Raw genomic sequence first — 14738 nt, 5'->3', positions numbered from 1 at the left:
CCGTACTACCGTTCAATCGGACGACATGTACTGCAAATGCAGTACGTCCTCCCCGCGCAGTTCCCCCCCCCCCCCCCCCCCCCGGGGGGGGGGCGCCCCCCCCCCGCCCCCCCCCGGCGCCCCCGCCCCGGGGGGGGGGCGCCCGCCCCCCCGGGGCGCCCCCCACGCCGGGTGTACGGGTGTCCTCCCGACCGGGTGCGGGGCGCCCTGGTAGCTGTACCGCCATGTCCCATCACCTCAGCGGACCGAACCTCCGCTCCCCGCGCGGCGATGCCCGGCTCGACCTCACCGACCTCTTCGCCTTCCCCGCCTCCGGCGCCCCGGGCCGCACCGTCCTCATCATGAACGTGAACCCGTACGCCCCCACCGGCGGCGCGGAGTTCCACCCGGACGCCGTCTACCGCATCAACATCGACAACGACGGCGACGACCGCGCCGACGTCGCGTACTCGTTCACCTTCTCCGCGCCCCTCGGCGGCGCCCAGAGCGTCACCGTCCGCCGTGCGACCGGCGAGGCCGCGCAGCGGCACGAGGCCCTGGGGGAGGTCGTCTTCGCCGACGCGCCGGTGGCCTTCGGCGACGCGCCGCACGTGGTCTCCTCGCCCTACGGCGGCTACCAGCTCTCGGTGGGGCTGCGCAGCGACCCCTTCTTCGCCGACCTCGAAGGGATCGTCAACGACTTCACCTGGACCGGCAGGGACGCGATGGCGCAGGCCAACGTGTTCGGCATCGCCCTCGAAGTGCCGGACGCCGATCTCGGCCCCGAGCCGGAGATCGGCGTGTGGGCGCGGGTCAGCCTGCACCAGGACGGGCAGCTGATCTCCGTCGACCGCGGCGCCCACCCCTCCCTCACCGCGTACTTCAACGCGGAGGAGGTCAAGGACACGTACAACGCCGGGGAGCCGGCCGACGACTGGGACAAGTACCACGAGCCGTGGACGGCCGTCCTCCAGCACACCGGCGACTACACCACCGACGCCGCCACCGAGACGCTGAAGCTCGTCCTGCCCGACATCCTCCGCTACGACCGCTCCCGGCCCGCCGTCTACCCCAACGGGCGCACCCTGACGGACGACGTGACGTCCGTCCGCCTCACCATGGTCTCCGGCGGCAAGGTCACCAGCGACCACATCCCGCCGCACACCGATCTCCTCCCGGCCTTCCCCCACCTCGGCCACCCGCACCCGTACCCGCCGGCGGGGTAGCCGGCGGGCGGAGTGGGGAGTCGGATCCGCCGACTTCCCACTCCGTGCGGTCGGGGCGCCTCGGGGCAGCCGGCGCCGGGACTGCGGGTCGTGGCGGACGAGGCCCGGCGACGGGGCCCGGCGGCGGGGCCCAGCGACGAGGCCGCCTGCGCCGCGAAGACGGCCGTCTCCTCCACCCGGCTCCAGCGGATCGGGAAGTGGATCAGCGGGCCGCTCGCCCTCCCGCACGGCAAGGCCGAAACTCATGGGCGCGGCCCGTCACCCCCCGCCGTCCCCCCCCCCGGGCCGACAACCCCGGCCCGCCGATCGCCGCGACGTCCGCACCCGTGGAGCGGCAGCGCCAGTGGCCGCCGGGCGGGAGCCCCCCGGCGGCCGGCAGCAGGGGGTGGGAGTGACCGGGGCAGGCGGGCCACTGGAGGAACGCGAAGCCGGTGAGGTGGTCCTGCACGAGTTCGGCCACCCGCACGGTCAGCTCCCCGGGCGGCAGGGCCGTGTCGACGCTCCGGCCGAACTCCAGCCCCGGCGCGCACAGTCCGAGCCGCACGACCGGCCGCTCCGCGGCGAGCGTCCAGCGGGTGCCGGGCGGAAGCGTCCCGGTGAAGGCCGACAGGTCCCGCCCGACCCGGGCACACGGTTCGGTCAGCGCCGCGGGCACGCCGTCGGGCGGCGCCGCGACCAGCTCCCAGGTCCGGAGAAGTTCCAACCCCCGCCCCCTCCCCGCGACGGCCACCGGGCCCGACCCTACCCCCGGTGGCCCGGGTGGGTCAGGCGTGGGACAGCGGGCGGCGCTCGCCGTAGCGGGCCTCGAACTCCTCGTCGCTGAGGGCGTTGAGCTCCCGGCCGGTGATCCGGCCGGTCATCATGTCGCTGAGGAAGGGCGGCAGGGAGGCGCCGCGCATGGCGTCGGTCAGGGCACCGGGGACGGTGTGGACCTCGGTCTCGACGCGGCCGTCGGGGTGGAGCCGGTAGGTGCGGTAGCCGGGGCCGTCGAAGCGGCCGTTCGGCATGTCGATGCTCATGAAGCTGGACGGGCAGACGTACACCGGGCGGCCCTCGAACTCGCCGGAGAGGTCACCGTGCAGGTGGCCCCCGCCGATCGCCCGGATCTTCGGGAAGTCCCGCACCAGCTGGATGAGTTCGCGGTAGCTGTCGGTGTCCGGGGCGGTCTGCGGCAGCGGCGGCTGGTGGAGCCAGAGGAAGACGTGCTCGGCCCCGGTGGCGGTCAGGACGGCGCGGGCGCGCTGCTCCTCGACCGGGGTGAGGCCGGGCTGGGCGGCCCGGTGCACCCGGTCGTCGAGGTCGCGGTAGGTGCCGTCCCCGGCGTCGGTGGCCTCGCGGCCGTGGGCGTTGGTGTCCAGGAGCAGCATCAGCCAGTTGCCGACCCGCACGGCGGGCTCGACGTGCACGTTGGGGCGGGGCAGGCAGGCCTGCATCGGGTCGTGCCGGTCGTGGTTGCCGCCCAGGCAGTAGACGGGGGTGGGCAGGGCGTCCAGTGCCGTGCCCAGCCGCTCGTAGGCGCCGGGCTCGCCGAGGTCCGCGAGGTCACCGGTGGCGACCACCAGCGCGGCGTCCGCGATCGCGCCGGCCGCGTCGGCGAGCACCGCCGCGAGGCCCTCGTCGGGCTCGTGGGCGACGAACGACCGGGCGCCGGAGCCGGCCCGGAAGTGGGTGTCGGAGATCTGGACGATGCCGATGGTGTCGTCGTGGTTCATGCGAGGCCTCACTCTGGGGGGCCCGGCCCCGGGTCCGTGGTCGGGCCCCACCGACGTTAGGGAAGTGGCAGAACTGCCATGTGGCAGTTGTGTTAACTCCTGCCGACCACTTCCTTGCGGCTCGCCGAATCGGCCCTCCGGATCGGCCCGCCGGATCAGCCCGCCGGCTCCCAGGGCACGTCGCTGATGAAGCGTGTGCCGAGCAGCCGCACCAGGTTCCAGTAGTCGTCGTCGTCCGCCTCCAGGCCGTCGAGGAGCAGCCGGACGCCGGGGAACGGGCGGCCGGTCCGCACCCGCGACAGCTCGACCAGCCGGGCGCGGCCCTCCGTCGGGTCCGCCTCGCCGTCGAAGCAGGCCAGCGCGGTGCGCAGGGCCGGCTGGAAGCCGTCCTCGTCCTCCCACACCGCCTCGATCTCCTCCAGTTCGACGGTGAGGAACGCGCCCGGCGCCTTCTCCACCGCCTGCCGCAGCAGCGCGACGTGCGCGTCGAGCGGGCCCTCGTCGGCGAAGAGCGCGTTCAGCACCGGCAGCGCGGCGTCGAGCCGGGCGAGTGCGCGGTCCTTGGCCACCAGTGGTGCGGTGGCCTCCACCTGCGGGTCCTCGTCGTCGTCGAGGTCGTCCTCGTCGAGCGTGAACACGGCGGTCACCAGGTCGGCGGGGCGGAACAGCGCGAGCCAGAGCAGTGGGACGCCGGAGACGTCGTGGGCGACGACGCCGCCCTGCGCGTCGAAGCCGGACACCTGGCTGGAGGGGTAGAGGGAGGCCACGTCGGTGGCACACAGATATGAGGAGTTCGCCATCCCCGGAGGCTAACGGGCCCCGCCGACACCATCCGTCACCGGCGCCGGCGGGGCCGCCCCGGAGGCGTCAAGTCCGCTGTCCCGACGGTCCGTTGATCGGGTGAACGCCGCCGGAAGTGCGGGCGGCCGCGCGGCGGCCGCGGGGAAGCTGGCGGCATGAGCGAAACGACGCAGCCCTTCCGGCCGCCGCGGGGCTCCGCGATGACCAGGGCGGCCCTGTCCGTCCTCACCGCCACGGCGTCCGCCGCGTCCGCTGCGTCCGCCGCGTCCGGCGCGTCTGGCGCGTCCGCGGCGTCCGATGCGGCCGATGCGGGGTCCGCCGAGGGGTTCGTCGCGCCCGCCGGGTCCGCTGCGCCCGCCGCCGGGTGCGGGTACCCGGGGTTCACGGAGTGCGGGGCGTGGGGCCGCGCGGACGAGGTCAGGTCGTTCACCGTGTACCAGTGGACGCCGGGGGCGGTGGGGGCCGTGGGGGCGGCGGGGGACCGCTGATCAGGCCGGCAGGGGCTTGGCCATGACGATCTCGCGGCTCACGCCGTCGGGCAGCAGGTCGCCCGGCTCGCCGGTGTCGGTGAAGCCGGTGCGCTCGTAGAGGGCGCGGGCGTGCGCGTTGTGCGGCATCACGGCGAGGCGCAGCGACGGGAAGCCGCGCCCGGCGGCCCACGTCCCGATCTCCCCGATCAGCCGGGCCCCGACGCCCCGGCCGCGCGCCGCCGGCCCGACCCACATCGAGATCAGCTCGGCGTACCCGTCCGCCGGCACCCCGGTCGCCATCGCGGCGGGCTCGCCGTCCACGAGGGCGACCAGGTCCAGGGCGCCGGGGATCTCCAGCCGCGAGCGCCAGCGCTCCTCGCGGTCGCCCTCGCCCTGCCAGTCGGCGAGCGTGGAGCCGAAGGCGTACGGCGCCTCGGCCAGGGCGGCCAGCCGCAGCTCGCGCCAGAGCGGCCAGTCGTCGGACGTCAGTTCACGCAGTTCGATCATGGCGGAGACGATGCCCTGCCGGGGCCTGCGCCGACAACCGGTTTAGGGCCGGACCCCGGCCGGACCCCGGCCGCGCCTCGGCCGCGCCTCAGCCCGCGAGCGGGGGGTTGAGGCGGGCGAAGGCCTCCTGGCGGCGGTACGGGAAGTAGGGGTACGGCGCGGTGCGCAGGCTGGCGGCGTCCAGGCGGGCGACCTGCTCGGCCGTCAGCTCCCAGCCCACGGCGCCGAGGTTCTGGCGCAGCTGCTCCTCGTTGCGGGCGCCGATGATCACCGAGGAGACGGTCGGGCGGCGCAGCAGCCAGTTGATCGCCACCTGGGGGACGGTGCGGCCGGTCTCCTCGGCGACCGCGTCCAGCGCGTCCACCACGTCGTGGAGCAGCTCGTCGTCGACGGGCGGGCCGTAGTCGGCGGTGTCGTGCAGGCGGCTGCCGGCCGGGAGCGGGGCGCCGCGGCGGATCTTCCCGGTGAGGCGGCCCCAGCCGAGCGGGCTCCAGACCAGGGCGCCGACGCCCTGGTCCCGGGCGAGCGGCATCAGCTCCCACTCGTAGTCCCGGCCGACGAGGGAGTAGTAGACCTGGTGGGCGGCGTAGCGGGGGCGGGCGTCGCGGTCGGCGGCGGCCAGGGACTTCATCAGCTGCCAGCCGGAGAAGTTGGAGACGCCGGTGTAGCGGATCTTTCCGGCGCGGACGAGGTCGTCGAGGGTGGCGAGCACCTCCTCGACGGGGGTGGCGGCGTCGAAGGCGTGCAGCTGGAACAGGTCGAGGTAGTCGGTGTCCAGGCGGCGCAGGGCGGCGTCGACGGCGGTGATCAGGCGGGCGCGGGAGGTGCCGGCGTCGTTGGGGCCGTCGCCGGTGGGCAGGCCGGCCTTGGTGGAGATCAGCACCTGGTCGCGGCGGCCCTTGACGGCCCGGCCGAGGACCTCCTCGGAGGCGCCGTCGGAGTAGACGTCGGCGGTGTCGAACAGGGTGACGCCGGCGTCGATGGCGATGTCGAGCAGGCGGCGGGCGTCGTCGGCGTCGGTGGTGCCCCAGGCGCCGAAGAGCGGGCCGCGGCCGCCGAAGGTGCCGGTGCCGAGGGAGAGGGCGGGGACGGTGAGGCCGGACGCGCCGAGGCGGCGGTACTCCATGGGAGGTTCCCTTCGCTAACGGGACTTCTGTGCCGTTAAGATGGCTCCGACCCTAGCACTGTCGGCGACGCTAATGGAACAGGAATCCCGTTAATGACTTCACCGGGCATGCAGAGACCGGGCGGCCGGACGGCGCGCGTGCGGACCGCCGTGCTGAAGGCCGCCGAGGACGCCCTCGTCGAGGTCGGCTTCGCCGGGCTGGACCTCGGCGACATCGCGCGGCGGGCCGAGGTCGGGCGCACCACCGTCTACCGGCGCTGGGGCTCGGTGGGTGCGCTGCTCGCCGACCTCCTCACCGACATGGCCGAGCAGTCCCTCCCGCGCACCCGCACCGGCTCCCTGCGCGAGGACCTGCGCGCCAACGCCCGCCTCGTCCAGCGCACCCTGGCCGATCCGCGCCAGGGCGCGCTGTTCCGGGCCGTCCTGGTCGCGGCCACCTGCGACCCGGCTGCCGCCGAGGCCCTCCACCGCTTCTACCGCGCCCGCGTCGAGGAGTGGGCGCCCTGCGTGACGGAGGCCGTCGACCGCGGCGAACTCCCGCCCGGCACCGACCCCGCCGACGTCATCCGCGCCGTCTCCGCCCCCCTCTACTACCGCATGCTCACCACCCCGGACCCCCTCGACGAACCCGCCGCCCACCAGGCCGCCGACGCCGCCGAGGCCGCCGCCCGGGCGGGTGCCTTCCGCGTGGGTGTCTAGAGGCCGGCCGGGCGGGCCGTTCGGGGGGGCGGGGGTGCGGGGTCGGACGGGCCCGTTGCCGCCGGGCTGCCGAGGCCGCCGCCCGGGCGGGTGCCTTCCGCGCGGGTGTCCAGAGGTCGGCCGGGTGGGCCGTTCGGGGAGTGCATGTGCCCGCTGTCCACCGGGCCGCCGAGGCCGCCGCGCCGGGTGGGGGTGTGGGGGTTGGACGGGCCCGGCGCCCACCACGCCGCCGAGGCTGCCGCCCGGGCCGCCGCCTAGGGGGTGCCCGAGGGGTGGTTGAGGGGGGTGGTGTGGTGGGTGATGAAGGACCGGGCCTGGTCGGGGGTGAGGGGGTGGGCGAAGAGGTAGCCCTGGCCGAGGGGGCAGCCCATGGCGGCGAGGAGGTCGCGCTGTTCGGGGTGCTCGATGCCCTCGGCGATGACCTGGACGCCGAGGGTGTCGGCGATCCGGGTGATGCCCTCGACGAGGGCGTACTGCTGCTGGGACAGCCCGAGCCCGTCGATGAAGGACTTGTCGATCTTCAGGACGGAGATGGGGAACTCGCGCAGGTAGGAGAGCGACGAGTAGCCGGTGCCGAAGTCGTCGATGGCGATGCCGACGCCGAGTTCGCCGAGGGTGCGCATGTCGGTGCGGACGCGGTCGTCGCGGCGCATCAGCACGGACTCGGTCAGCTCCAGGACCAGGGACTCCGGCGGGATGGCGGAGGAGGAGAGGGCCCCGCGCACCACGTCCACGAAGCCGGCGTCGCGGAACTGCCGGGCGGAGACGTTGACGTTGACCCGCAGCGGGGGCAGGCCGGCGGCGGCGCGGGCGGGGCTGCTGAGGGCGTGCCAGGCGGCCGCCTCCTGGGCGGCGCGCTCCAGGACCCAGGCGCCGAGCGGCACGATCTGGCCGCTCTCCTCGGCGAGGGCGATGAACTCGTCGGGCAGCACCATGCCGCGCCGGTCGTGCGGCCACCGCACCAGGGCCTCGAAGGCGACCAGGTCCCCCGTCTGCAGATCGACGATCGGCTGGTAGTACAGCCGGAACGCGGACTCGGCGATCGCGGTGTCCAGGTTCTCGTTCAGCTCGTGCCGGGCCATCAGCCCGGCCTGCAGGGCCGGCTGGTAGAGGCACCACTGCCGCTTGCCCGCCGCCTTCGCCGAGTACAGCGCGAGGTCGGCGTGGCTGAGCAGCTCGGTGGCGTCCACGCTGTCCTCCGTCGTCGCCACCCCGATCGAGGCGGACACCCGCACCGCGCCCGCCCGCAGCCTGAACGGCTCCGCGAACGCCGCCAGCAGGCCCTGGGCGATCGCCCCGACGTCGGCCGGCGCCAGGGCGTCCTCCACCAGCACCGCGAACTCGTCGCCGCCGAGCCGGGCCGCCGTGTCGGAGGCGCGCAGCGCGGTGGAGATCCGCAGCGAGACGGCGACCAGCAGCTCGTCGCCGATCGCGTGGCCCTGGGTGTCGTTGACCACCTTGAAGTCGTCCAGGTCGAGGAAGAGCACCCCGGTGACGGCGCCGCTGCGCTCGCTGCGGGAGAGCGCGTGGCCGACCCGGTCGAGGAAGAGCACCCGGTTGGCCAGGCCGGTGAGCGAGTCGTGGAAGGCCCGGTGGGTGAGCTCGCGCTCCATCTGCCGCTGCTCGGTGACATCACGCAGGGTGAGCACCAGCCCGCCGACCGTCGGGTCCTCGCGCAGGTCGTTGCAGCGCACCTCGACCTCGATCGGGGAGCCGTCGGCCCGGAGCAGCCGCCAGTGCTCGCGCTGGGTGTCCAGGCCGGAGCGGGTGCCGCCGGTGACGGCGGGGCTGCGCATCCTGGCCAGCGCCTTGCCGACGGCGCGGCTGTCCTCCGGCGGGACGAGCTCGGTGAGCAGGGTGCCGTCGAGGTGGGGGTGGCCGAGCACGCGCCCGGCGGAGGAGGCCGAGGCGTAGCGCACGGAGTCGTCGTCGTTGAGGATGAGGATGACGTCGCTGGCGCTCTGCACCAGGGTGCGGAAGTAGGCCTCGCTGTCACGCCGGGTGATCTCCTGGCTGAGCATGACGCGCTCGACGGCGAGGGCGGCCTGGGCGGCGAGGATCTCCAGTGAGCCCCAGAGGCTGGTCAGCTCCTGCTCGGTGCCGGTGACGATGAGCGCGCCGATCAGCGGGTCGCCGGAGGGTCGCTCGGCGAGGGTGAGCGGGCAGAGCAGGGCGGACGGCATGCCGTCGATCCGGGCGGCGAGCTCGGTGCCGATGTCCTCGACGGGCAGCAGCGTGGTCTCCCGGTAGGCGGCGAGGGCGAGCACCTCGTCGGAGTCGCGCTCGGCGCCGAGGTGGTGGCGGCCCGCGCCGCGCTCGGCGTGCCGCACGTGCAGCACGCCGCCCTCGGTGACGGCGAGCAGCGCGACGTGGCCGGGCTCGGTGGGCATCAGGGTGGAGGCGGCGGCCTGGACGGCGTCGGCGACCTCCTCGACGGTGACGGCCGAGGTGAGCGCCGAGCCGGCCTCGCGCAGCGCGCGCTCCCGGGTGACGGCCTGCCGGCGGGCCCGCACCACGACCGCCAGCCGGGCGAGCACCAGCAGGTAGAGGACGGCGGAGAAGGCGCCGATGACCCCGGCGTTGCTGGTGTTCCCGTTGCTCGCCTCGATCATCAGGATGGTCGGCGCGATCAGCGAGGCGCCGGCCAGCAGGGCGAGCCGGCCGGGGCCGATGTCCGGCTGCTGGCTGGGGATGGGCCTGGTCAGCTCGACCATCGAGGGGTGCAGGGCGGCGGCGCCCCAGGCGGTGTAGAAGGCGGCCCAGCCGAGGTCCACGGGGGTGCCGATGCGCCAGTCGCCGTGCAGCACGATCAGCCCGTAGAGGATGTCGGAGACCAGCAGGCCGACCGTTCCGGCGGCGAGCAGCTGCAGCGAACGGCTGACCCCGCCGCGCGGCACGACCAGGCGCAGCAGCAGGGCGAGCACGACCACGTCGCCCAGCGGGTAGGCGATCGAGACGGCCTTCTGGAACCAGTCCAGGTCCGGGTTCCGGGCGTACGGCAGGATCAGGTAGATCCAGACCAGCAGCGCCAGGCCCATGGTGAGGATGAGCGCGTCCAGCAGGCTGGCGCGGTCCTGATGTGCCGTCCGCCAGCGGATGAAGCCCAACACGCCCGCCGCGTAGAGCAGGTACTCGGCGAGGTAGAAGCCGTCGGCGACGGACGGGAAGGGGCTGCCCAGGTGCAGGAACTGCATCTGGACGACCTGCACCACCTCTCCCGCGGTGAAGCTGAGGTTGGCGAGTGCCAGCAGGTACCAGTAGACGGCGTGGGAGGGGCGGTTGAGGCGGACGCCGACCACGATGGCGGCGACGCCGCCCAGGCCGATGCCCGTCCACCAGATGATCCGCTGGGAGGGGTTGGCGTAGTAGATGCCGGTGAACAGCACCATCCACACCAGGTAACAGACCATCAGGCGTTGGCGCCGACGTGTCAACGAGCTACCTCCTCCTCGGCGTCACCGCACCCGCCCGGGGCGGGCGGCGGGGTCCGGGCAGGGGCTCGCGAGCGTCCGAGCCGGTCCGGGGAGGTCCGGTCTGACGTTCGAAATGGGCCTTGAGTGCGTATAGTCGGAAATGTCGCACCTCCCAGCATTCTGCCGCCACAGCACGAGGTCAAGCCGGTGGATGACGCAGCAGAGAGCGCACGGGGAGCACGTCCCGGAGCGCGGTCCGGACGTCACGCCGTGCTGGTCAACGAGGACGGTCAGTATGCGATCTGGCCGGGTGACTTCACCGTCCCGGGTGGCTGGCGCACGGTGTTCGGGCCCGCTCCGCACGAGGAGTGCCGCGGCTACGTGGACCGCGAGTGGCGCCCCGCCGGGCTCGGACTCGGGCCCGGGGCCGGGGCCGGGCGGGGGACGGGACCGGCCGCCGTCACCCGAGCGGCCCACACCGGCACCGGAACCGTGCACGGACTGGTCCGGGCCCGCGCCGCGCACGACCCGCGCGCCCTCGCCGTGCTCGACGACGACGAGGCGCTCGACTACGGCGAGCTGGACGCCCGCAGCGACCGGCTGGCCGCCGTGCTGCGCGCCCTGGGCGCCGGGCCCGAGCGGATCGTCCCGGTCTGCCTGGAGCGCGGCGCCGACCTGGTGACCGCCTGGCTCGCCGTGCTCAAGGCCGGCGGGGCCTTCCTGCCGCTGGACCCGGCGCACCCGCGCCGCCGGCTGGCCCGGCTGGTGGCCGACTGCGGGGCGCACCTGGTCGTCGCGGAGCAGGGGACGCGCTTCCCGGGGGCGCGCACGGTGGCCCCGGGGGAGGGCGCCGGGGCGGCGGTCGAGGTCCCGGACGTCAGCGGGCCGGACGACCTGGCCTACCTGATCTACACCTCGGGCACCACCGGCACCCCCAAGGGCGTCCCGGTCGCCCACCGCGCCCTGGCCTTCACCCTGGAACGGGTGATCGACGCCTACCGGCTCACCCCGCACGACCGGGTCCTGCAGCTCGCCGCGCTCGGCTTCGACACCGCGCTGGAACAGGTCTTCGCGACCCTGGCCGCCGGGGCCACGCTCGTCCTCGGCGGCGCCCGCACCTGGGCGCCCACCGAGCTCGCCGACCGGATGCGCGGGCTGCGGCTGACCGTCGCCGACCTCACGCCCGCCTACTGGCACCACCTGCTCGGGCTCTACCCGCCCGGCGGGCCCGCCCCCGAAGGGCTGCGGCTGATCGTGGTCGGCGGGGACACCGTGCACGAGGACGACTGCCGCGCCTGCCTGGAGCGGCTGCCGGGCGTGCGGCTGGTCAACGCCTACGGGGTCAGCGAGGCCGCCGTCACCTCCACCCTGGGCGAGATCACCGCGCCCCCGCCGGCCGCCCCCGGCCCGCACGGGCCCGGCGCGCCGGTGCCCATCGGGCGGCCGCTGCCGGGGGTGCGGGTGCACGTGCTGGACGCCCGGCTCAGCCCGGTGCCGCCCGGGGAGAAGGGGGAGATCCACCTCGGCGGGCCCGGCCTGGCGCGCGGCTACTGGAAGGCGCCCGCGCTGACCGCCGAGGCCTTCCTGCCCGACCCCTACGCCCCCGCCCCCGGCGAGCGCATGTACCGCACCGGCGACGCCGGGCGCTGGCGGGCCGACGGCACCCTGGAGGTCCTCGGCCGCTTCGACGACCAGCTGAAGGTCCGCGGTCACCGCGTCGACCCCGCCGAGGTCGAGTCCGTGCTCGCCGCCCACCCCGACGTCCGGCAGGTGCGGGTGGCCGCCGACGGCAGCGACGACGCCCGCGTCCTGACCGCCTACTACACGCTCACCGACCGGGCCTCCTCCGGCGCCCGCGCCCGGCGCGGCCGGATCCGCGCCTACCTCGCCGAACGGCTGCCGGACTTCATGGTCCCGGCCGCGTTCGTGCCGCTCGACAGCATGCCGCTCACCCCGGCCGGGAAGATCGACCGCCGCCGGCTGCCGGACGCCCCGCCCCGGGTGCGGCGGCGCGAGGACGGCGCACCGGGCCCGGGCCCGGGCCCGGCGCCGTCCGCCCGGGCGGACGCCCCGCCGGACGGCTCGCCGTCCGCCACCGCCACCGCCACGACCGGCGGCGCTGTCGAGGCCGGCGTGGCCCAGCTCTGGGCCGAACTGCTCGGCGTCGGGGAGCCCGGCCCCGCGGACGACTTCTTCGAGCTCGGCGGCAACTCCCTGCTCGCCATGGAGATGATCGCCCGGGCCCGGATCATGTTCGGCCTCGACGTCACCCGGATCCGCTCCCTCACCCGCGCGCTGCTGGGCGACGCCACCCTGCGCGCCTTCGCCGCCGCCGTCCTCGCCGCCCGCACCGGCCGGGGCCGGCCCGCCCCCGGACCGCGCGAGGCCGCCGTCGACTGGGCCGCCGAAGCCCGGCTGGACACCCCGCTGCGGCAGTCCTGGAGCCCCGCGCCCTCGCGCGCCGAACCCGCCGAGATCCTGCTCACCGGCGCCACCGGCTTCTGCGGCGCCCACCTGCTGGACGCCCTGCTGCACACCACCGACGCCCGCATCCACTGCCTGGTCCGCGCCCCCGACGAGGAGCACGCCCTCGAACGGCTGCGCGCCGCCCAGCAGCGCTACCTGCGCCACGACCTCGCCGACCGCCCGGTCGTCCCGCTGACCGGCGACCTCGCCGCACCGCGGCTCGGCCTGGAGCAGCGCCGCTACGACCACCTGGCCGGCACCCTCGACGCCATCCACCACCTCGGCGGCCAGGTCAACTTCATCTACCCCTACCACCAGCTGCGCGCCGCCAACGTGGCCGGCACCCGCGAGGTGGTCCGCCTCGCCGGGCACTCCCGGGGCATCCCCGTCCACTACCTCTCCACCCTCGCCGTGCTGGCCGGGTTCGGCCCGGCGGGCGTGCGCGAAGTCGCCGAACGGACCCCGCTCGCCCACCCCGACCGGCTGGCCGTCGGCTACGTCGAGAGCAAGTGGGTCGCCGAACAGCTGCTCCACCACGCCGCCGCGGGCGGACTGCCGGTCACCGTGCTGCGCACCAACGACGTCACCGGGGACCTGCGCACCGGGGTGATGAACACCGGCACCGAGATCTGCGCGCTGATCAAGTACATCGCCGAGAGCGGCGGCTACCCGGACGTCCGGCTGCCGCTCGACTTCGTGCCCGCCGACCGGTTCGGCCGGGCGCTGTGCCACGTCGTCGCCCACGCCCCCGCCATCGGCGAGGTCTACCACCTGACCTCGCCGCACCCGGCGGACCTCGCCGACCTCGCCGCCCGGCTGCGCGCCCGGGGCCACCGCGCCGAGCCCGTCCCCTACCCCGCATGGGTGCAGGGGCTGGTCCGGTTCGCCGCCGGGCACCCCACCCACCCGATGACGCCGTTCGTGCCGCTCTTCGTCGACCGGGTGCCCGGCACCGCACTGTCCATCAGCGAGCTGTACTTCCGCCCGACCTTCCCGCGCTTCGACCGGGCCAACACCGAACAGGCCCTGGCCGGCAGCGGCGTGGAACTCCCCGCCGTCGACGACGCCCTGCTCGACTTCTACCTCGACCGGCTGACCGCGGAGGGCTTCCTCGCCCCGCCGCAGGAGGCCTCGCCGTTGGAGGCGCTGCGATGACCGCCACCGCTCCCGAGGAGCTCTTCGCCGCCCTCGACGTCGCCCGGGCGCCCGCCGACGGCCCGGCCGCGTTCGGCGCCGACCTCGCCCCCGGGACGCTGCTGGCCGCCTACCGGCACGGGCTCTTCCCGCTGCCCGCCGCCGACGCCTACGCGAGCGCCTTCAACGAGGCCCGCGCCGGGGCGGCGGTGGCGGCCGGGGAGGTCGCCCTGCTGCCGGGGCCCGACCACGGCACGGACCCCTACGCGCTCGCCTGGTGGTCGCCCGACCCGCGCCCGCTGCTCGCCGCCGACGGCGTGCGGCTCGGGCGCAAGCTCTCCCGGCTGCTGCGCAACCGCCTGGACTGGTGGACCACCGCCGACCAGGCCTTCAAGGAGGTCCTCGCCGCCTGCGCCGAGGGGCGCGAACCGCCCTGGCTCACGCCGGAGTTGCAGACCGCGCTGACCGGTCTGCACCGGCTCGGCGCGGCCCACAGTGCGGAGGTGTGGGAGGACGGGGAACTGGTCGGCGGGGTGTTCGGGATCGCCTCCGGGCCGGTGCTCAGCCTGGACTCGATGTTCCACCGCCGCCCGGACGCCGCCCGGGTCGCCGTGGCCGACCTCGCCGACCGCTTCGCCGCCGCCGGCGGCCGGCTGCTGGACGCCCAGTGGGACTCCCCGCACGTGCGCTCCCTCGGCGCCGCCCCGCAGCCCCGGTCCCGCTACCTCGCGGCGCTCGCCGAGGACGCCGCGCTGGTACGGCCGCTCGACACCACCCGCCTCCCGGCCGCCCGACTCGCCCCCGAACGCCCCCGCGAGCCGTACCCGCACGGCCGCCATCGTGCCCACCGGCACCCCTACCGCAACGCCCGCCGCGCCTGACGGCCGGCCACCTGCGCGGCCTCGTGGGCCGTACCTGCGGGGGCCGCTGAGACTGGCGATCGGTCACCTGAACGCCCGCGCGAGCCGTGTCCGTGTGGGCGTTCGTGGCGCGGCGCCCGCCGGGCGCCCGCGGCTTGCCCGCGAGTCGTACCCGCGCGGCTGCCGTCGTGCGCACCGGCGCCCCTATCGCAACGCCCGCCAGGCTTGACGGCCGGCCACCTGCGCGGCCTCGTGGGCCGTACCTGCGGGGGCCGCTGAGACTGGCGATCGATCACTTGAACGCCCGCGCGAGCCGTGTCCGTGTGGGCGTTCGTGGCGGTGCCC

Annotated in this window: 10 protein-coding genes; 4 read left to right on the top strand and 6 right to left on the bottom strand. The window is 75.6% G+C overall.

What is annotated here, in order from left to right:
• The first annotated feature begins 224 nt into the window (after nt 1-224).
• Nucleotides 225-1205, top strand: coding sequence for a DUF4331 family protein (locus ACFVVL_RS32265; protein WP_380291340.1), 981 nt, complete (start codon nt 225-227; stop codon nt 1203-1205).
• 202 nt (nt 1206-1407) lie between these two features.
• On the opposite strand, the gene ACFVVL_RS32260 is transcribed toward ACFVVL_RS32265, so the two are convergent.
• The 5 genes from ACFVVL_RS32260 to ACFVVL_RS32240 form a co-directional block, all read right to left on the bottom strand.
• On the bottom strand, nt 1408-1908 hold the full coding sequence (locus ACFVVL_RS32260) for a hypothetical protein (RefSeq protein WP_387681530.1): 501 nt from the start codon (nt 1906-1908) through the stop codon (nt 1408-1410).
• Between the two features lie 61 nt (nt 1909-1969).
• Nucleotides 1970-2917: a metallophosphoesterase gene (locus tag ACFVVL_RS32255; RefSeq protein WP_387681527.1), complete on the bottom strand. Its 948-nt coding sequence runs from the start codon at nt 2915-2917 to the stop codon at nt 1970-1972.
• Between the two features lie 155 nt (nt 2918-3072).
• Nucleotides 3073-3717, bottom strand: coding sequence for a hypothetical protein (locus ACFVVL_RS32250; protein WP_387681524.1), 645 nt, complete (start codon nt 3715-3717; stop codon nt 3073-3075).
• Nucleotides 3718-4206: 489 nt separating this feature from the next.
• Nucleotides 4207-4695: a GNAT family N-acetyltransferase gene (locus ACFVVL_RS32245; protein WP_380291330.1), complete on the bottom strand. Its 489-nt coding sequence runs from the start codon at nt 4693-4695 to the stop codon at nt 4207-4209.
• An 88-nt stretch (nt 4696-4783) separates the two neighbouring features.
• On the bottom strand, nt 4784-5821 hold the full coding sequence (locus tag ACFVVL_RS32240; RefSeq protein WP_387681521.1) for an aldo/keto reductase: 1038 nt from the start codon (nt 5819-5821) through the stop codon (nt 4784-4786).
• 93 nt (nt 5822-5914) lie between these two features.
• On the opposite strand from ACFVVL_RS32240, the gene ACFVVL_RS32235 reads away from it, so the two are divergent.
• A complete protein-coding gene (locus ACFVVL_RS32235; RefSeq protein WP_387681518.1) occupies nt 5915-6520 on the top strand; it encodes a TetR/AcrR family transcriptional regulator in 606 nt (201 codons plus the stop codon).
• Between the two features lie 254 nt (nt 6521-6774).
• On the opposite strand, the gene ACFVVL_RS32230 is transcribed toward ACFVVL_RS32235, so the two are convergent.
• Nucleotides 6775-9954, bottom strand: a complete 3180-nt coding sequence (locus ACFVVL_RS32230; protein WP_380291324.1) for a putative bifunctional diguanylate cyclase/phosphodiesterase — start codon at nt 9952-9954, stop codon at nt 6775-6777.
• Between the two features lie 123 nt (nt 9955-10077).
• Here ACFVVL_RS32230 and ACFVVL_RS32225 point away from each other — a divergent pair, with 123 nt between their 5' ends.
• Nucleotides 10078-13554 carry an amino acid adenylation domain-containing protein gene (locus tag ACFVVL_RS32225; protein WP_387681515.1) on the top strand — a complete coding sequence of 1159 codons (3477 nt, stop codon included), beginning with the start codon at nt 10078-10080 and terminating at the stop codon, nt 13552-13554.
• Nucleotides 13551-14414, top strand: coding sequence for a leucyl/phenylalanyl-tRNA--protein transferase (locus tag ACFVVL_RS32220; protein ID WP_387681512.1), 864 nt, complete (start codon nt 13551-13553; stop codon nt 14412-14414). Before ACFVVL_RS32225 ends, ACFVVL_RS32220 begins: the two co-directional genes overlap by 4 nt.
• Nucleotides 14415-14738 lie beyond the last annotated feature (324 nt).

Origin of the sequence: Kitasatospora sp. NPDC058115 (assembly GCF_042884635.1) — a bacterium.
Classification (GTDB): Bacteria; Actinomycetota; Actinomycetes; order Streptomycetales; family Streptomycetaceae; genus Kitasatospora.
The sequence above is the reverse complement of the archived record's forward strand: the minus strand, read 5'-3'. Positions and strand labels throughout refer to the sequence as shown.